The organism is Dellaglioa sp. CoH-55-MRSF-7, assembly GCF_056782235.1.
This window is the reverse complement of sequence record NZ_JBXAYI010000003.1, coordinates 13,030-29,473: the sequence shown is the minus strand read 5'-3', so window position 1 is coordinate 29,473 and position 16,444 is coordinate 13,030. Positions and strand designations below refer to the sequence as shown.

Below are 16,444 nucleotides of genomic sequence, written 5' to 3'. Positions count from 1 at the left end.
TGTTTTTTATCGATTATCTAATGAATCCGACGTACTTACGTTTCATCATCATACCCTCTAATTGACGAATAGTTTCAAGAGCAACCCCAACGACAATCAACAGACTAGTACCACCCAAACCAACTGATTCATCTAATCCGAACAAACTTGATGCTAATAATGGAATTAAAGCAACAAATCCTAAGAATAATGAACCAACAGTACTTAAACGCATTAATAATTTTGAAACATATTTTTCTGTTGCTTTACCAGGCCAAACACTTGGAATATAACTTCCTTGTTTTTGTAAATTCTCTGAGAGTTTCTCAGGATTTACCTGTACGAAAGCGTAGAAGAATGTGAACAAGACAATCAATACGGTATATAGGATGGCTCCGTATGTTGTTTGCATGTTGAAAACTTGACTTAATACTTTATACCAAGTCGTGTCCCCTTGTGAGCTTTGGAATGCCAAAAGCACAGTTTGGGGTGTTGCAATGAACGAACTCGCAAAAATAACGGGGATAACACCCGCAACGTTTACCTTAAGTGGCAGATATGAACTATCTGTCGCACCAGCAACACGTCTTGTGTATTGAATTGGAATCTTATAGTTAGCTTGTTGAACATATGTTACAAAAGTTACGATTGCAAAAATAATAACGAGCAAGATAACTATGAACAAGATGCCCCCCCAAAGATCACCTTTATCAGCTTGGAAAATTTGTTCATTGAAAATCTGTTTAATACCACCTGGAATACGAGAAACGATACCTGCCATGATTAACATGGAAACACCATTCCCAATACCACGTTCAGTAATCATATCACCTAACCAAGTCGTAAACATTGTTCCGGCTGTTAAAATAACGCCCAAAACAACATATGTTTGCGTACTTGGATTGTTAACCAAACCTAAACTACTTAATGAGTCTAACCCTGCGGTGATACCTACAGATTGAACAAATGCTAAGACAATTGTTAGGTAACGTGTAGCTTGATTCAATTTACGACGACCAACTTCACCTTGCTTACTCCATTCTACAAAACGAGGAACAATGTCCATTTGTAGTAATTGAATAACAATTTGAGCTGTAATGTAGGGTGAAACCCCCATTGCGAAAATTGAGTAATTAGTTAATCCACCACCACTAAAAGTGTTAAGAAGACTAACTAAGTTACTACTTGTTGCACTAGCAATTGCAGCATGGTTAATTCCAGGAACTGTTATAAAAGTACCTAAGCGAAAGACAATTAAAACGCATAAAGTGAAAAAAATCTTTTGACGGATTTCTTTCACAGCTAATGCATTTTTCATCACTTTAAGCATTAGATCACCTCTGTTTGACCACCGGCAGCTTCAATAGCTTCTTTAGCAGCAGCTGAGAATTTACCTGCTTTAACAGATAATTTCTTGTTAAGTTCGCCGGAAGCTAAAATTTTAATTCCTGATTTTTCGTTCTTAACAATACCTGATTCAACAAGTAATGCTGGTGTTACTTCAGCACCGTTTTCGAATTTGTTTAAGCTATCTAAATTGACAACTGCATATTCTTTACGGTTGAAGTTATTAAATCCACGTTTTGGCATACGACGGAATAAAGGCATTTGTCCACCTTCAAAACCTAAACGTACTTTACTACGGGCTTTTTGGCCTTTTTGACCACGTCCAGAAGTTTTACCATTACCTGAAGATGTTCCACGTCCGACACGGTTACGTACTGAGCGAGAACCTTCACTTGGTTTTAATTCATGTAATTTCATAGGGTTGGCACCTCCTTATTTTAAACTGCAAACAAGATGTTGATGTTATTTAACTTCTTCAACGTCCACTAAATGAGAAATCTTGGCGATAACGCCTCGTGTTACTGCGTCATTAGGACGAATAACAGAGCTGCTAATACGGTGTAAACCGAAAGCTTTAACGATTTCGCGTTGATTTTGAGGACGTCCGATGACACTGCGTTTTAATGTAATTTTTAAATCTGTCATGTTTTAGTCCTCCTAGTCAGCTAAGTGTTGAATAGAAACGCCACGTAATGCAGCAACTTCTTCAGCACTCTTCATTTTCTTTAAACCATCCATTGTTGCGCGAACAACGTTGATTGGTGTATTTGAGCCTAATGATTTACTTGTTACATCTGCTACTCCAGCAAGTTCCATAACGGCACGAACTGAACCACCAGCGGCAACTCCAGAACCTTCAACAGCTGGTTTAAGCATAATGCGTCCACCACTGTATTGACCGAGAACTTCGTGAGGAAGTGTCGTACCGACCATAGGTACTTCAATCAAGTTCTTTTTAGCATCTTCAACTGCTTTACGGATTGCTTCAGGAACTTCTTGAGCTTTACCTGTACCGAAGCCTACATGACCATTGTGATCACCGACAATAACTAATGCAGCAAAACGTAGACGACGTCCACCTTTTACAACTTTAGTAACACGGTTAATCGCAACAACACGATCTTCTAAATCTAAATGAGTTGGATCAATGAAAGTCATAAACTATTTCCTCCCTTTCTTAGAATTCTAATCCATTTTCACGAGCTGCTTCAGCTAAAGCAGCAACGCGTCCATGGTATAAGTATCCGCCACGATCAAAAACAACAGCTTTGATACCTTTGTCATTAGCACGTTTAGCAACTAATGCGCCAACAGCAGTAGCTTTTGCTACTTTACTGTCGCCAGTTACTTCACTATCAATTGTTGAGGCACTTGCTAGCGTTACACCCGCTACGTCATCAATTACTTGAGCGTAGATGTGGTTATTAGAACGGAATACGTTTAAGCGTGGGCACTCTGCAGTTCCAGAAATCTTGCCACGAACACGTAAATGACGTTTTGAACGTGTTTTATTTCTATCTGGTTTTGTAATCACAATTTTCACCTCTTGATTTTATTCAAAAACAAAGTAAGCAATGCTAAGCAGCATTATTTACCTGTTTTACCTTCTTTACGACGAACATATTCGCCAACGTAACGAATTCCTTTACCTTTATAAGGTTCTGGAGGACGAACGGCACGAATTTCTGCGGCAAGATCGCCAACTTCTTGTTTACTGATACCTGAAATAATAATACTTGTATTTGCAGGAACTTCAACAGTTAAGTTTTCGCGTTCTTCAAAATCCACTGGATGTGAATAACCAACATTTAATACTAATTTTTTCCCTTGTAATTGTGCACGATAACCAACACCAATCAACTCAAGTTCTTTTTTGAAACCTTCTGTAACACCAAGAACCATGTTGTTTACGTTGGCACGCATTGTACCATGTAAGGCACGAGTGCTTTTATCGTCACTTTCACGAGTAAATTTAACTGAAAGACCTTCAACATGCATTGTAATAGCACTAGAGAACTTACGAGTTAATTCACCTTTGGGGCCTTTTACTGTAACCATTTGACCTTCTTGTGTAACTTCTACACCAGCAGGAAGAACGATTTCTTTATAACCTATACGACTCACGCGAGTGACACCTCCTTACGAATTAATTGATTACCAGATGTATGCTAAGACTTCGCCACCAATTTGTTTGGCGCGTGCATCTTTATCTGTCATCACACCTTCTGATGTTGAGATAACTGCGATTCCTAAACCATTTAATACTTTAGGAACTGCATCAGCTTGAACGTACGTACGTAATCCTGGTTTTGAGATACGTTTAATACCAGAGATTACACGTTCGTTGTCTTTTCCAAATTTTAAAAATACACGGATAATACCTTGTTTGTCATCATCGATGTATTCGATATCACGTACGAAACCTTCATTTTTAAGGATTTCAGCGATATCACGTTTGATTTTTGAAGCAGGCACTTCTAAAGACTCATGCCGTACCATGTTTGCATTACGGATACGAGTTAAAAAGTCTGCGATCGGATCAGTCATGACCATTGAGTTTACCCTCCTTTAACTTGTCTTTTAGATTTACCAGCTAGCTTTTTTCATACCAGGAATTTGGCCTTTGTGAGCAAGGTCACGAAGACAAATACGGCATAATTTAAATTTACGATAAACAGAATGTGGGCGACCACAACGTTCGCAACGTGTATAAGCTTGTGTAGAGAATTTTGCTGGACGTTTGTTCTTTGCAATTAATGATTTTTTAGCCAAAGCTTTGTAACCTCCTTATTATTTAGAAAACGGCATACCTAATTGTGTGAGTAATTCTTTTGATTCCTCATCAGTATTAGCAGTTGTAACAATAACGATATCCATTCCACGAACTTTATCCACATCATCAAAATCGATTTCTGGGAAAATTAATTGTTCGCGAACACCTAAAGTATAGTTACCACGGCCATCAAAGGCTTTTTTGCTAACGCCACGGAAATCACGCACACGAGGTAATGAAACTGAAACTAATTTATCTAAGAAATCGTACATGCGTTCGCCACGTAAAGTAACTTTAGCACCGATTGGCATACCTTCACGTAAACGGAAGCCAGCAATTGATTTTTTAGCTTTTGTAACCAAAGGTTTTTGACCAGCGATTAAAGCTAATTCTTCAACAGCTTTATCTAAATTTTTAGCATTAGTAACAGCATCACCAACACCCATGTTGATAACAATTTTATCAACTTGAGGTGTTTGCATAATTGATGTGTAGTTAAATTTTTCCATCATAGATGGTGTAATTTCATTAGTGAACTTTTCTTTTAAACGGTTAGTCATGAAGAAAGTGTCCTCCTTTCAGTAGGTCTATTTAACAGTTTCACCTGATTTTTTAGAAACTCTAACTTTCTTGCCGTCTACAACTTTGAAGCCAACACGAGTTGGTTCGTTTGTAGATGGGTCGATAAGCATCACGTTTGAAACGTGAATTGGTGCTTCTATATCCACGATGCCACCTTGTGGATTCGAGTTACTAGGTTTTTGATGTTTTTTTGCAATATTCATGCCTTCAACAATCACACGGTCATCTTTAAGGAAAACTTTAGTAACAGTACCTTGTTTACCTTTATCTTTACCTGCAATTAATTGAACTTTATCACCAGTTTTGACGAACATTTAGCGCACCTCCTTGTTTTCCGATGGATTTCTTATAATACTTCGGGTGCTAAAGAAACAATCTTCATGAAATTGTTATCACGTAATTCACGTGCAACAGGTCCAAAGATACGTGTACCTTTAGGGCTTTTATCATCTTGGATGATAACGGCAGCATTTTCATCAAATTTGATGTATGAACCGTCAGCGCGATGAGCACCTGATTTTGTACGTACGATTACAGCTTTAACAACTTCACCTTTTTTGACAACACCACCTGGTGTTGCATGTTTAACAGTAGCAACAATAACGTCACCGATATTAGCAGTTTTACGCTTTGATCCACCTAAAACTTTAATAGTTAAGATTTCTTTTGCGCCTGAATTGTCGGCAATTTTTAAACGACTTTCTGTTTGTATCACAGTAAGTGTCCTCCTTTCGATAGCAAATTAGAAATACGAATGGCAATTATGCTTAAGCAATAACTGCTTTTTCAACGATATCTAATAAACGGAATCTCTTAGTTGCTGACAACGGACGAGTTTCCATAATTTGAACGATATCGCCGATTTTTGCTTCGTTATTTTCATCATGTGCATAGAATTTTTTAGAATAAGTCACACGTTTACCGTAGGTTTTGTGTGTCTTGTATGTTTCGATAAGAACACTAATCGTTTTATCCATTTTGTCGGATACAACGCGTCCTTGATAGACTTTACGTTGGTTACGAGTTTCACTCATGCGTAAATGGCCTCCCTTTCGTAATCTACTTGTTTAATTCTTGTTGGCGTAATGCCGTTTTAATACGAGCAATTGTTTTACGTACTTCACTTAAGCGTGCGGTATTTTCTAATTGACCGGTAGCTAATTGGAAGCGTAAGTTAAACAATTCATCTTTAAATTCTTGTTCTTTGGTAATCATTTCAGCAGTGGTTAATTCATTAATTTCCTTAGCCTTCATGTGATTCGCCACCTACTTCCTCACGTTTTACAATTTTAGTTCTCACTGGAAGTTTGTTTGATGCTAAGCGTAAAGCTTCGCGAGCAACTTCTTCGGGAACACCGGCAACTTCAAACATGATCTTTCCACGTTTAACTGGAGCTACCCATCCTTCAGGAGCACCTTTACCAGAACCCATTCGAACACCAATTGCTTTTGCAGTATATGATTTATGAGGGAAAATTTTAATCCATACTTTCCCACCACGTTTCATATGACGGTTAATAGCGACACGAGAAGCTTCGATTTGACGGTTAGTGATCCATGATGATTCAAGAGCCTGTAAACCGAATTCTCCAAAAGCGACTTCTTTGCCACCTTTAGCTTCCCCACGCATTTTACCACGGAATTCACGACGGAATTTTGTACGTTTAGGTACTAACATAGGTTATTTCCCTCCTTTCACAGCGTTTTTCTTAGCTGGTAAGATTTCACCACGGTAGATCCAGACTTTAACGCCTAATTTACCGTAAGTAGTCATTGCTTCAACCCAAGCGTAGTCAATATCTGCTCTTAAGGTATGTAATGGAACTGTACCATCTGAGTAGCTTTCAACACGAGACATATCAGCTCCGTTAAGACGGCCAGCAACTTGAACTTTGATACCTTTAGCACCAGAGCGCATTGTACGTTGCATAGCTTGTTTAACAGCACGACGGAATGCGACACGGTTTTCTAATTGTTCCGCAACGTTTTCGCCGACTAATTGAGCATCTAAATCAGGACGTTTGATTTCAACAATGTTGATATGCACACGTTTACCTGTTAAATCATTTAATTCTTTACGAAGTTTTTCAACTTCAGCTCCACCTTTACCGATAACCATACCAGGTTTAGCAGTATGGATTGAAACGTTAACACGTTTTGCAGCGCGTTCGATTTCAACGATAGAGACAGAAGCGTCGGTTAATTTTTCTTGAATGTATTTACGGATGTGTAAATCTTCATGAAGGTAGTTTGCAAAATCTTTTTCTGCATACCATTTTGAATCCCAATCACGAATGATACCTACACGTAATCCCGTTGGATTTATTTTTTGACCCACGCGTTATCCCTCCTTATTTTGTAGTTTCAGATACAACTACTGTAATGTGACTCGTACGTTTGTTAATTGGTGAAGCTGATCCTTTAGCACGAGGACGGAAACGTTTTAAAGTTGGTCCTTCGTTAGCAAAAATATCAGTAATAACTAAGTTTTCACCATCTAAATCAAAATTATTTTCTGCATTAGCTACAGCAGAAAGTAAAACTTTTTCAATGATTGGGCTTCCGGCTCTGGGAGTAAATCTCAAAATACCGATAGCTTCAGCAACACTTTTACCTCTGATAAGATCGATTACCAAGCGAGCTTTACGCGCTGGAATACGAACAGTTTTGGCGGTTGCTTTTGCTGATGTTACTTGTTCAGCCATGTGTATAACCTCCTTTATTTAACTGTAGTTTTCTTATCGTCAGATCCGTGACCACGGAAAGTACGTGTTGGAACAAATTCACCCAACTTATGACCAACCATATCTTCTTGCATAAAAACTGGAACGTGTTTACGTCCATCATATACAGCGATAGTTAGACCAATGAAGTTAGGGAAGATTGTTGAACGACGTGACCATGTTTTGATAACTGTTTTCTTTTCTTGATCAGTTTGTGCTTCGACCTTTTTCATCAAATGTTCATCGACGAATGGTCCTTTTTTTAGACTACGACTCAATGTGAATCCTCCTTCCGGAATATAGCTTAAGCAACAAGTAAATTATTTCTTGTTGCGTCCACGTACGATAAATTTGTCTGATTGGTTTTTCTTTGAACGTGTTTTGTAACCCATCGTCTTTTGACCCCAAGGAGACATAGGTGATGGACGACCAATTGGAGCTTTACCTTCACCACCACCATGAGGATGATCGTTAGGATTCATAACTGATCCACGAACTGTAGGACGTTTACCAGCCCAACGAGCACGACCAGCTTTACCAATTTTGATTAATTCATGTTGTTCGTTACCAACAGCACCGATAGATGCGCGACATGTTGATAAGATCATGCGAACTTCGCCTGATGTCAAACGAACAAGGACGTATTTACCTTCTTTACCAAGTAATTGTGCAGAAGCACCGGCTGAACGAGCAAGTTGTCCACCCTTACCTGGTTTTAATTCGACATTATGAATAATTGTACCAACTGGGATATCTTGAAGAGCTAATGCGTTACCAACCTTGATATCTGCTTCTTTACCAGATTGAACCATCATGCCAACTTCTAATCCTTTAGGAGCAATGATGTATGATTTGATACCATCAGTATATTGTAATAATGCAATATTAGCTGAACGGTTTGGATCATATTCAATTGCTTTAACAGTTGCTGTTACATTGTCTTTAACACGCTTGAAATCGATCAAACGGTATTGACGTTTATGACCACCACCACGGTGACGAACAGTAATGCGACCATAGTTATTACGGCCGGCAGTTCTGCTTTTTGATTCTAGTAATGATTTTTCAGGAGTTGATTTAGTAATTTCTGAGAAATCAGAACCAGTCATATTACGACGACCGTTAGTGGTTGGTTTGAATTTTTTAATTCCCACGTTGTTTTCCTCCTAGTTTACAAAATTTTAGATTATTCTTCGAATAATTGGATTTCTTTTGAGTCGGCAGTTAAAGTAACAATTGCTTTACGGCGTTTTTTAGTATAACCAGCATAGCGACCTTGACGTTTTAACTTACCTTTAACATTCATGATATTTACTTTTACAACTTTAACGCCAAAAATATCTTCAATAGCTTTTTTGACTTCAATTTTAGTTGCACGAGTATCAACGTCGAATGTGTAAACTTTGTTAGCCATTCTATCCATTGCTGCTTCGGTGATGACTGGGCGTAAGATAATATCTCTTGATTCCATTATGAAAGAGCCTCCTCTACTTGAGAAAGAGCTGCTTGAGTCATGACTAATTTATCATTGTTGATAACGTCAAGAACGTTAACACCTTTAGCTTCTACTACTGTAACATTTTGTAAGTTACGAGCTGCTAAAGCAACGAAATCATTGCCAGGTTCAAGAACTATTAATACTTTTTTGTTGATATCTAAGTTACTTAAAACTTCTTTGAAAGTTTTTGTCTTTGGTTGTTCGAAGCTAAGTGCATCGACCATAACCACGCTGTTATCCAATACTTTTTGTGAAAGTACTGATTTAAGAGCTAAACGGCGAACTTTTTTAGGTAATTTGTAACTGTATGAACGAGGAGTAGGGCCAAATACGACACCACCACCACGCCATTGTGGGCTACGGATAGATCCTTGACGAGCACGACCTGTACCTTTTTGGCGCCATGGTTTTCTACCACCACCTGAAACTGCACTTTTGTTTTTAACTGAATGAGTTCCTTGACGTAATGATGCACGTTGCATGATTACGGCGTCAAAAATGACATTGTCGTTAGGTTCGATTCCAAAAATAGCGTCGTTTAATTCAACTTCACCATTTTTAGTACCATCTTGTTTTAATAATGCGACTGTTGGCATTTTGAAATTCCTCCTTCCTGTTATTTAGCGTCTTTTGTGACGTTTTTAATTGTAACTAATGTTTTGTTTGCGCCTGGTACGTTACCTTTAATCAAGATAACATTACTATCAACGTCAACACGAATAATTTCCAAGTTTTGGACAGTTACGCGTTTGCCACCCATGCGACCTGGTAATCTCTTACCTTTGAATACACGGTTAATAACGGCACCCATTGAACCAGGACGACGATGATAACGAGAACCATGAGTCATAGGACCTCGTGATTGTCCCCAACGTTTGATATTTCCTTGGAAACCATGTCCCTTAGACGTACCCGTAACGTTAACGATATCGCCAGCTGAGAATGTATCAACTTTAATTTCGTCACCTACGTTATATTCTCCAAGCTCAACATCGTTAATTTCACGAACGAAGCGCTTAGGAGTAGTATTTGCTTTTGCTGCATGACCTTTAGCAGGTTTGTTTGTTAATACTTCGCGCATGTCTTGGTAACCTAATTGAATTGCTTCGTAACCATCGTTTTCAATTGTTTTCAATTGTAAAACAACGTTTGGCGTAGATTCAATCACTGTAACTGGTACCAATTCACCATTTTCAGTAAAAACTTGTGTCATACCTACTTTTTTTCCTAAGATTCCTTTTGTAGTCATGAGTACACCTCCAATATGTTTGTATTTTTATTTTTGTAACTCTGTTTTATAATTTGATTTCAATATCAACGCCACTAGGTAAGTCAAGTTTCATCAATGAATCAACTGTCTTAGGTGTTGGGTTAACGATATCAATCAAACGTTTATGTGTAAGCATTTCGAATTGTTCACGTGAATCTTTATGCTTATGTGGTGAACGTAAAACTGTGTATAATGTACGTTCTGTTGGCAATGGAATTGGTCCAGAAATTGTTGCCCCTGTTCTTTTTGCAGTTTCAACAATCTTGTCAGCAGATTGGTCTAAAATACGGTGTTCGTAAGCTTTTAAGCGAATACGAATTTTTTGTTTTGCCATTTTGTTCCCTCCTTCGTCTATTTTAAAAATAAGACTAGCTCCGTGTAAGTGACCGACACACCTTGCGTGGCAAAGCTGCCGGGCGTGTCGCAATCTTTCACATCTTAGCTCATTCTATGAAACCCTATCGCAGGGCGTAATACGCCATCTGTTTTTGGGTACTTATCTATACTACTAGAGATAAAGCCTTATGGCAAGTGCTTTCTTATTTTTTTTCAAAGTTTCTCATTATATAATCATAATTAACATTTTTAAAACTTTTTTTATTTTCCAAATGTTATTTTACCACAAAAAAAGAAGCTATCAACAAGTGATAACTTCTTTTATAATTCAGACCAACTAATTAATCAGTAGCTGTTCCGTTTTTCTTCATAATTTCTTCTTGGATTGATTTTGGTACAGCTTCGTAATGATCAAATGTCATTGTGAATGTACCACGTCCTTGTGTAGAAGAACGTAAAGTAGTTGCGTAACCGAACATACCTGAAAGAGGAACCATTGCGTTAACAACTTGTGCATTTCCGCGAGCTTCCATACCTTCAACACGTCCACGACGAGCAGTTACATGTCCCATAACATCACCTAAGTAATCTTCAGGAGCGACAACTTCAACTTTCATCATTGGTTCAAGAATAACAGCACCAGCACTCTTAGCAGCTTTTCTCAATGCCATTGAGGCAGCTACCTTAAATGCTGATTCGTTAGAATCGACATCATGATATGATCCATCATATAACTTAGCTTTAACATCAATAAGTGGGTAGCCTGCAAGAACACCATTTTGCATAGCTTCTCTCAAACCTTGTTCAACTGAAGGAATATATTCACGAGGAACAACCCCACCGACGATAGCGTCTTCGAATGCGAAACCGCCACCCTCTTCATTAGGTGAGAATTCAACTGTAACATCACCATATTGACCTTTACCACCAGATTGACGAACGAATTTACCTTGTGCAGAAACAGTTTTTGTAAATGTTTCACGGTAGGCAACTTGTGGTTCACCAACAGTAGCTTCAACGTTAAATTCACGTCTCATACGATCAACGATGATATCCAAATGCAATTCACCCATCCCAGCGATTAAAGTTTCACCAGTTTCAGGGTTAGTTTCAGCCTTGAATGAAGGATCTTCTTCTGCTAGTTTTTGTAAACCGATATCCATCTTATCTTGATCAGCTTTTGTTTTTGGTTCGATAGATACTTGGATAACTGGTTCAGGGAATTCCATTGATTCAAGGATTAATGGATGTTTTTCATCCGTTAATGAATCACCAGTTGTCGTATTTTTCAAACCAATAGCAGCAGCAATATCACCAGAGAATACTTCAGGAATTTCATTACGGTGATTTGAATGCATTTGAAGGATACGACCAACACGTTCACGCGTGTCTTTAGTAGAGTTCAAGACATAAGAACCAGCTTGTAATGTACCTGAGTAAACACGGAAGAATGTTAAACGACCAACGAAGGGATCCGTTGCAATTTTAAATGCTAAAGCAGCGAAATCTTTGTCATCACCGGCTGTGATTTCAACTTCTTCATCTGTTTTAGGATCTACTGCGTTATAAGGTTTAACATCTAAAGGAGATGGTAAGAAATCATTAACAGCATCCAACATCATTTGAACACCCTTGTTTTTAAATGCTGAACCAGCAAGAACTGGGTACATTTCAAGATTTAATGTTGCTTTACGGATAGCAGCTTTGATTTCATCTTTAGTAATTTCCACACCATCAAGATATTTTTCCATAAGCTTTTCATCAACATCAGCAACGGCTTCAACTAAAGCTTCGCGACGTTTTGTAGCTTCTTCTAAATATTCTTCAGGAACGTCAATACTTTCCCATGTAGCACCTAAATCTTCGTTATCATATAAATCGGCTTTCATTTCGATTAAATCAATAACACCTTCAAAATCATCTTCAGCACCAATTGGCATTTGGATAGGAACAGCATTTACTTGAAGACGATCTTTGATTGTGCCTACTGAGTAATCAAAATTAGCACCCATTTTATCCATCTTATTGATGAAAACGATACGAGGAACTGAATATGTTGTAGCTTGACGCCAAACGTTTTCAGTTTGTGGTTCAACACCAGATTGACCATCTAAAACAACAACGGCTCCATCTAAGACACGAAGTGAACGTTCAACTTCAATAGTGAAATCCACATGTCCTGGAGTATCGATGATATTAATACGATGTTCTTTCCATTCAGCAGTTGTTGCAGCTGATGTGATTGTGATACCACGTTCTTGTTCTTGTTCCATCCAATCCATTTGTGAAGCTCCTTCATGAGTTTCACCAATTTTATGAATTTTACCAGTATAGTATAAAATACGTTCAGTAGTTGTTGTCTTACCAGCATCGATATGAGCAACAATCCCGATATTACGCGTTTTTTCTAGTGGGAATTCGCGTTTATTTGCCATTTTGTAGTATCTCCTTTCGATTCTAAAATAGATTCAAAAAAATGACTACTATATCGATTATCAAAATCATATAATAGCCATTCTTTTATAAAATTACCAGCGGTAATGTGCGAATGCTTTATTAGCGTCAGCCATTTTATGTGTATCTTCACGTTTCTTAACTGATGCACCAGTATTGTTTGCTGCATCCATGATTTCTTTAGCTAAACGTTCTGGCATAGTATGTTCCCCACGTAAACGTGCGTAACTTACTAACCAACGTAAACCTAAAGTTGAACGACGATCAGGGCGAACTTCAATTGGCACTTGGTAGTTAGAACCACCGACACGGCGAGCTTTAACTTCAAGTACAGGCATGATGTTTTTCATAGCTTCATCAAAAACTTCATTAGGTTCGTTTCCTGTTTGTTCTTTAATCATTTCGAATGCATCATACAAGATCTTTGATGCAGTACCACGACGACCATCTAACATTAAACGGTTGATTAAACGTGTTACTAATTTAGAATTGTAAATTGGATCAGGCAATACTTCTCGTTTTGGAGCTGGGCCTTTTCTTGGCATCTAAATAACCTCCTTAGATTCTATTTTTATTAGAATAACTTTATTCTTATTTAGGTCTCTTTGCGCCGTATTTTGAACGACTTTGTTTACGATCAGCAACACCGGCTGTATCAAGAGCACCACGGATAACATGGTAACGTACCCCAGGTAAATCTTTTACACGGCCACCACGAATAAGAACAACACTATGTTCTTGCAAGTTATGTCCAATACCAGGAATGTAAGCTGTAACTTCAAGTAAGTTAGATAAACGCACACGCGCATATTTACGTAAAGCAGAGTTAGGCTTTTTAGGTGTCATTGTTCCGACACGAGTAGCAACCCCACGTTTTTGTGGTGCAGGATTATCTGTTTGAACTTTTTTGTAACTGTTATACCCGAAGTTTAATGCGGGTGCACCAGATTTTGAACCTTTAGAATTACGACCTTTACGAACTAATTGATTAATTGTTGGCATCTAAAGTTTCCTCCTTCCTTATTATAGGTTAATTGTTTTTTAAGTCCACACATCCAGGTGGTTCATTTTTTAATAATAAAAAATAACGTCCTAGACGTCTGTCTTATAATGCGCTGCTGTTATACAGAATCTCAACTATGTAGATGAATTAACTGTTCACAAAAAGCACCTTACACAGAATATCACGGTATTTAATATACGTCAATGGTATTTACACTAAAAAGCGTATTTTTTAATAGGAGGATTTAAATTATGTTAATTAGTTATTTATTTTTACTAGGTGCTTGCCTAGGTTCATTCATCACCTGCATTGCCACACGCTGTGCATTGAATCAGAATCAATTCAACAAAAGATCAATCTGCGACTATTGTGGTACAAAAATACCTTGGTTTGATCTAATTCCTATCTACGCTTATCTTAGATTACACGGACACTGTCGATTCTGCAAGGGAGAATTCCCAGCCTATTCATTTATTTTTGAATGTAGTTTGGCCGCCATGTTGCCCTTATCTTTCACTCAACTATCTCTTTTTGAATTTCTATTACTTATAACGTTCTTATTTTATTTAACTTTTCTATCAGCTATGGATTTCACTAACCGACTGATTTCTGGTCGCTTAACTATCGGTGGTGGAATACTATTCATCCTGTGGCATTATCTGTTATTTGGGTTTCCAGACTCACTAATAGCAATTAGCTTATTCAGTCTGTTTCTATTTGTCTTATGTTTTCAACAAAAGCTCGGCCTTGGCGATTTTATTTTACTGATTATCATTCAACTAACATTTGGTGTTCATTTTTGTTTGATTGCCACTCTTTTTGCTTGTATCAGCTCACTTATCTACTTTTTTACTGTAAAACAGAGTCGATATCAATTTTTCCCATTTGTCCCACATATAACGTTTGGCGTTTATATTACTATTGCGTTATCTTTCTTCATATAAATAAAAAAGCTAAGCAAATTTGCTTAGCTTTTACTTTAATCTTCGATTGCGTCATTCAAATGACCATAATTGAATAGAATATTTAAGATAACAGCCGACAGACTACCGACAACAAGTCCATTACCAAAAATGGTCTGGATTGTTAAGGGTAATGCTTGGAGTAATGCTGGTTGTACTGTTACACCAAGTCCTAAGCTGACCGAAATACCGATAATTAATAAATTACTATTACTACCTTCAACTTCGCGCAACATTTTAATACCTTGTGCACCAACCATACCGAACATAACTAACATAGCACCACCTAAAACGGCTGCTGGAATGACAGTTGCTGCTGCACCAATTTTAGGAAGTAACCCTAAAGCAATTAAAAAGAACGCTGAAAAATAAACAGGTTTCTTCGTTTTAATTCCTGATAGTTGCACAATTCCAACATTTTGTGAAAATGTCGAGTATGGGAACGTATTAAAGATACCACCTAAAACAGCTGCGATACCTTCAGCACGGTACCCTTTTTTTAAATCATCTTTTCTGATTGGACGACCAACGATATCTCCCAGCGCAAAAAATACACCAGTTGATTCAATCATAGTTGTTAACGCTGCTAATATCATAGTCACAATTGATGACCATTCAAATTTAGGGGCAGCAAACATAAAAACATGGGGTAATTGAAACCAATTAGCTTGGCTAACTGGGTCTAATGTTACTTTTCCCATAAATGAGGCAACGACCACACCAACTAAAATACCAATTAAGATACCCACTTGTTGAATGAATCCGCGGCCCCAAATGTTCAAGCCTAAAATAACGGCAATGGTTACACCTGCAACTATTAAGTTAGGGATACTACCAAATGATTTGGCTGTCACATCCCCACCGCCCATGTTGGTAAAGGCAACTGGAATTAACGTTAATCCGATTAACGTAATTAATGATCCTGTCACTACTGGTGGGAAGAATTTTCTAATGTTTGCAAAGAATCCCGAAATTAGAAATATAAAAATACCAGCAGCAATAATTGATCCATACATTGTTCCTAATCCAAAATGTTTTCCTACTGCAGTCAATGGTGCAACGTATTCAATCGCGCACCCAAGTACTACAGGTAAACCAATGCCAGTAAAACGTGTGCGTTTCAATTGTAATAATGTTGCAATCCCACACATGAAAATATCCATCGAAACTAAATAAGTAATTTGTTTTGTACTAAACCCAAGTGCAGCCCCAACTAATAATGGTACCAAAATGTCGCCTGAATACATGGCTAATAAATGCTGTAATCCTAATATTGCTGCTCTAAAATTTGATAAATTAGATTCATCCAAACTACTATTTTCTAATTCCGTGCTATTCTTCATTTGATCCTCCACATTATCTTTCACACTAATAAGTCGGATTTTCTATGGATTTCATGCCTAATACATGCTTGCTTTAACTCACATATAGTCCGGAATTTACGGCTCCGGGTAGAAACTAGCATCCATATCATGACATTATATAGGTGATCAGTATTTTTTATTGTATGACAATAT

At 37.7% G+C, this 16,444-nt stretch carries 27 protein-coding genes and 1 riboswitch; of the genes, 1 reads left to right on the top strand and 26 read right to left on the bottom strand.

Going from position 1 to position 16,444, the window contains the following annotated elements; translation table 11 throughout:
• Positions 1-13: 13 nt before the first annotated feature.
• The 25 genes from secY to rpsL form a co-directional block, all read right to left on the bottom strand.
• A complete protein-coding gene (gene secY, locus AC1RPU_RS03885; RefSeq protein ID WP_409022030.1) occupies positions 14-1,309 on the bottom strand; it encodes a preprotein translocase subunit SecY in 1,296 nt (431 codons plus the stop codon).
• Complete coding sequence (gene rplO, locus AC1RPU_RS03880) at positions 1,309-1,743, bottom strand: 50S ribosomal protein L15 (RefSeq protein WP_409022029.1); 435 nt, start codon at positions 1,741-1,743, stop codon at positions 1,309-1,311. Before rplO ends, secY begins: the two co-directional genes overlap by 1 nt.
• Positions 1,744-1,788: 45 nt before the next feature.
• On the bottom strand, positions 1,789-1,971 hold the full coding sequence (gene rpmD, locus AC1RPU_RS03875) for a 50S ribosomal protein L30 (RefSeq protein ID WP_057974624.1): 183 nt from the start codon (positions 1,969-1,971) through the stop codon (positions 1,789-1,791).
• 12 nt (positions 1,972-1,983) lie between these two features.
• Complete coding sequence (rpsE, locus tag AC1RPU_RS03870; RefSeq protein WP_409022028.1) at positions 1,984-2,484, bottom strand: 30S ribosomal protein S5; 501 nt, start codon at positions 2,482-2,484, stop codon at positions 1,984-1,986.
• Positions 2,485-2,503: 19 nt separating this feature from the next.
• Positions 2,504-2,860 carry a 50S ribosomal protein L18 gene (rplR, locus tag AC1RPU_RS03865; protein ID WP_462298812.1) on the bottom strand — a complete coding sequence of 119 codons (357 nt, stop codon included), beginning with the start codon at positions 2,858-2,860 and terminating at the stop codon, positions 2,504-2,506.
• Between the two features lie 53 nt (positions 2,861-2,913).
• Complete coding sequence (gene rplF, locus AC1RPU_RS03860; RefSeq protein ID WP_481761615.1) at positions 2,914-3,450, bottom strand: 50S ribosomal protein L6; 537 nt, start codon at positions 3,448-3,450, stop codon at positions 2,914-2,916.
• A 30-nt stretch (positions 3,451-3,480) separates the two neighbouring features.
• Positions 3,481-3,879 (bottom strand): 30S ribosomal protein S8, encoded by a 399-nt coding sequence (rpsH, locus tag AC1RPU_RS03855; protein WP_057974628.1) that lies wholly within the window; start codon positions 3,877-3,879, stop codon positions 3,481-3,483.
• 33 nt (positions 3,880-3,912) lie between these two features.
• Positions 3,913-4,098 (bottom strand): type Z 30S ribosomal protein S14, encoded by a 186-nt coding sequence (locus AC1RPU_RS03850; RefSeq protein WP_057974629.1) that lies wholly within the window; start codon positions 4,096-4,098, stop codon positions 3,913-3,915.
• A gap of 18 nt (positions 4,099-4,116) precedes the next feature.
• On the bottom strand, positions 4,117-4,659 hold the full coding sequence (rplE, locus tag AC1RPU_RS03845; RefSeq protein ID WP_409022025.1) for a 50S ribosomal protein L5: 543 nt from the start codon (positions 4,657-4,659) through the stop codon (positions 4,117-4,119).
• A 27-nt stretch (positions 4,660-4,686) separates the two neighbouring features.
• Positions 4,687-4,995 (bottom strand): 50S ribosomal protein L24, encoded by a 309-nt coding sequence (gene rplX / locus AC1RPU_RS03840; RefSeq protein WP_409022024.1) that lies wholly within the window; start codon positions 4,993-4,995, stop codon positions 4,687-4,689.
• A 32-nt stretch (positions 4,996-5,027) separates the two neighbouring features.
• A complete protein-coding gene (gene rplN / locus AC1RPU_RS03835) occupies positions 5,028-5,396 on the bottom strand; it encodes a 50S ribosomal protein L14 (RefSeq protein ID WP_409022023.1) in 369 nt (122 codons plus the stop codon).
• Positions 5,397-5,448: 52 nt separating this feature from the next.
• Positions 5,449-5,715: a 30S ribosomal protein S17 gene (gene rpsQ / locus AC1RPU_RS03830; protein ID WP_057974633.1), complete on the bottom strand. Its 267-nt coding sequence runs from the start codon at positions 5,713-5,715 to the stop codon at positions 5,449-5,451.
• 25 nt (positions 5,716-5,740) lie between these two features.
• A complete protein-coding gene (gene rpmC / locus AC1RPU_RS03825) occupies positions 5,741-5,935 on the bottom strand; it encodes a 50S ribosomal protein L29 (RefSeq protein WP_057974634.1) in 195 nt (64 codons plus the stop codon).
• Positions 5,925-6,359 carry a 50S ribosomal protein L16 gene (gene rplP, locus AC1RPU_RS03820; RefSeq protein ID WP_057974635.1) on the bottom strand — a complete coding sequence of 145 codons (435 nt, stop codon included), beginning with the start codon at positions 6,357-6,359 and terminating at the stop codon, positions 5,925-5,927. The genes rpmC and rplP overlap by 11 nt, the downstream gene beginning before the upstream one ends.
• A gap of 3 nt (positions 6,360-6,362) precedes the next feature.
• A complete protein-coding gene (gene rpsC / locus AC1RPU_RS03815; protein WP_057974636.1) occupies positions 6,363-7,019 on the bottom strand; it encodes a 30S ribosomal protein S3 in 657 nt (218 codons plus the stop codon).
• 13 nt (positions 7,020-7,032) lie between these two features.
• Complete coding sequence (gene rplV, locus AC1RPU_RS03810; RefSeq protein WP_409022022.1) at positions 7,033-7,386, bottom strand: 50S ribosomal protein L22; 354 nt, start codon at positions 7,384-7,386, stop codon at positions 7,033-7,035.
• Positions 7,387-7,400: 14 nt separating this feature from the next.
• Positions 7,401-7,682 carry a 30S ribosomal protein S19 gene (gene rpsS, locus AC1RPU_RS03805; protein ID WP_057974638.1) on the bottom strand — a complete coding sequence of 94 codons (282 nt, stop codon included), beginning with the start codon at positions 7,680-7,682 and terminating at the stop codon, positions 7,401-7,403.
• A gap of 42 nt (positions 7,683-7,724) precedes the next feature.
• Positions 7,725-8,558, bottom strand: a complete 834-nt coding sequence (gene rplB / locus AC1RPU_RS03800) for a 50S ribosomal protein L2 (RefSeq protein ID WP_409022021.1) — start codon at positions 8,556-8,558, stop codon at positions 7,725-7,727.
• A 32-nt stretch (positions 8,559-8,590) separates the two neighbouring features.
• Positions 8,591-8,875 carry a 50S ribosomal protein L23 gene (rplW, locus tag AC1RPU_RS03795; protein WP_409022020.1) on the bottom strand — a complete coding sequence of 95 codons (285 nt, stop codon included), beginning with the start codon at positions 8,873-8,875 and terminating at the stop codon, positions 8,591-8,593.
• On the bottom strand, positions 8,875-9,498 hold the full coding sequence (gene rplD / locus AC1RPU_RS03790) for a 50S ribosomal protein L4 (protein ID WP_409022019.1): 624 nt from the start codon (positions 9,496-9,498) through the stop codon (positions 8,875-8,877). Before rplD ends, rplW begins: the two co-directional genes overlap by 1 nt.
• 20 nt (positions 9,499-9,518) lie before the next feature.
• Positions 9,519-10,151 (bottom strand): 50S ribosomal protein L3, encoded by a 633-nt coding sequence (rplC, locus tag AC1RPU_RS03785; RefSeq protein ID WP_481761616.1) that lies wholly within the window; start codon positions 10,149-10,151, stop codon positions 9,519-9,521.
• A gap of 46 nt (positions 10,152-10,197) precedes the next feature.
• Positions 10,198-10,506, bottom strand: coding sequence for a 30S ribosomal protein S10 (rpsJ, locus tag AC1RPU_RS03780; RefSeq protein WP_057974643.1), 309 nt, complete (start codon positions 10,504-10,506; stop codon positions 10,198-10,200).
• Between the two features lie 343 nt (positions 10,507-10,849).
• A complete protein-coding gene (gene fusA, locus AC1RPU_RS03775; protein ID WP_409022017.1) occupies positions 10,850-12,943 on the bottom strand; it encodes an elongation factor G in 2,094 nt (697 codons plus the stop codon).
• 93 nt (positions 12,944-13,036) lie between these two features.
• On the bottom strand, positions 13,037-13,507 hold the full coding sequence (gene rpsG, locus AC1RPU_RS03770) for a 30S ribosomal protein S7 (protein WP_057974645.1): 471 nt from the start codon (positions 13,505-13,507) through the stop codon (positions 13,037-13,039).
• Between the two features lie 46 nt (positions 13,508-13,553).
• Positions 13,554-13,964: a 30S ribosomal protein S12 gene (gene rpsL / locus AC1RPU_RS03765; RefSeq protein WP_057974646.1), complete on the bottom strand. Its 411-nt coding sequence runs from the start codon at positions 13,962-13,964 to the stop codon at positions 13,554-13,556.
• A gap of 252 nt (positions 13,965-14,216) precedes the next feature.
• Between rpsL and AC1RPU_RS03760 the strand changes: the two genes are divergently transcribed.
• Positions 14,217-14,909 carry a prepilin peptidase gene (locus tag AC1RPU_RS03760; protein ID WP_481761617.1) on the top strand — a complete coding sequence of 231 codons (693 nt, stop codon included), beginning with the start codon at positions 14,217-14,219 and terminating at the stop codon, positions 14,907-14,909.
• A 35-nt stretch (positions 14,910-14,944) separates the two neighbouring features.
• Here the strand turns inward: AC1RPU_RS03760 and AC1RPU_RS03755 are convergent, their stop codons facing one another.
• The gene (locus AC1RPU_RS03755; protein WP_481761618.1) at positions 14,945-16,270 is read right to left on the bottom strand and encodes a nucleobase:cation symporter-2 family protein; all 1,326 of its coding nucleotides are present in this window, start codon (positions 16,268-16,270) and stop codon (positions 14,945-14,947) included.
• A 65-nt stretch (positions 16,271-16,335) separates the two neighbouring features.
• Positions 16,336-16,433: riboswitch (purine riboswitch) on the bottom strand.
• Positions 16,434-16,444 lie beyond the last annotated feature (11 nt).

Coding starts and splice junctions, on each gene's coding strand:
- rplX (WP_409022024.1), bottom strand. CDS start 4,995: ATGTTCGTCAAAACTGGTGATAAAGTTCAATTAATTGCAGGTAAAGAT.
- secY (WP_409022030.1), bottom strand. CDS start 1,309: ATGCTTAAAGTGATGAAAAATGCATTAGCTGTGAAAGAAATCCGTCAA.
- rpsG (WP_057974645.1), bottom strand. CDS start 13,507: ATGCCAAGAAAAGGCCCAGCTCCAAAACGAGAAGTATTGCCTGATCCA.
- rplW (WP_409022020.1), bottom strand. CDS start 8,875: ATGGAATCAAGAGATATTATCTTACGCCCAGTCATCACCGAAGCAGCA.
- rpsH (WP_057974628.1), bottom strand. CDS start 3,879: ATGGTCATGACTGATCCGATCGCAGACTTTTTAACTCGTATCCGTAAT.
- rplO (WP_409022029.1), bottom strand. CDS start 1,743: ATGAAATTACATGAATTAAAACCAAGTGAAGGTTCTCGCTCAGTACGT.
- fusA (WP_409022017.1), bottom strand. CDS start 12,943: ATGGCAAATAAACGCGAATTCCCACTAGAAAAAACGCGTAATATCGGG.
- rplE (WP_409022025.1), bottom strand. CDS start 4,659: ATGACTAACCGTTTAAAAGAAAAGTTCACTAATGAAATTACACCATCT.
- rpsE (WP_409022028.1), bottom strand. CDS start 2,484: ATGACTTTCATTGATCCAACTCATTTAGATTTAGAAGATCGTGTTGTT.
- rpsL (WP_057974646.1), bottom strand. CDS start 13,964: ATGCCAACAATTAATCAATTAGTTCGTAAAGGTCGTAATTCTAAAGGT.
- AC1RPU_RS03755 (WP_481761618.1), bottom strand. CDS start 16,270: ATGAAGAATAGCACGGAATTAGAAAATAGTAGTTTGGATGAATCTAAT.
- AC1RPU_RS03760 (WP_481761617.1), top strand. CDS start 14,217: ATGTTAATTAGTTATTTATTTTTACTAGGTGCTTGCCTAGGTTCATTC.
- rplP (WP_057974635.1), bottom strand. CDS start 6,359: ATGTTAGTACCTAAACGTACAAAATTCCGTCGTGAATTCCGTGGTAAA.
- rpmC (WP_057974634.1), bottom strand. CDS start 5,935: ATGAAGGCTAAGGAAATTAATGAATTAACCACTGCTGAAATGATTACC.
- rplV (WP_409022022.1), bottom strand. CDS start 7,386: ATGGCTGAACAAGTAACATCAGCAAAAGCAACCGCCAAAACTGTTCGT.
- rplD (WP_409022019.1), bottom strand. CDS start 9,498: ATGCCAACAGTCGCATTATTAAAACAAGATGGTACTAAAAATGGTGAA.
- rpsJ (WP_057974643.1), bottom strand. CDS start 10,506: ATGGCAAAACAAAAAATTCGTATTCGCTTAAAAGCTTACGAACACCGT.
- rpmD (WP_057974624.1), bottom strand. CDS start 1,971: ATGACAGATTTAAAAATTACATTAAAACGCAGTGTCATCGGACGTCCT.
- rplC (WP_481761616.1), bottom strand. CDS start 10,151: ATGACTACAAAAGGAATCTTAGGAAAAAAAGTAGGTATGACACAAGTT.
- rpsQ (WP_057974633.1), bottom strand. CDS start 5,715: ATGAGTGAAACTCGTAACCAACGTAAAGTCTATCAAGGACGCGTTGTA.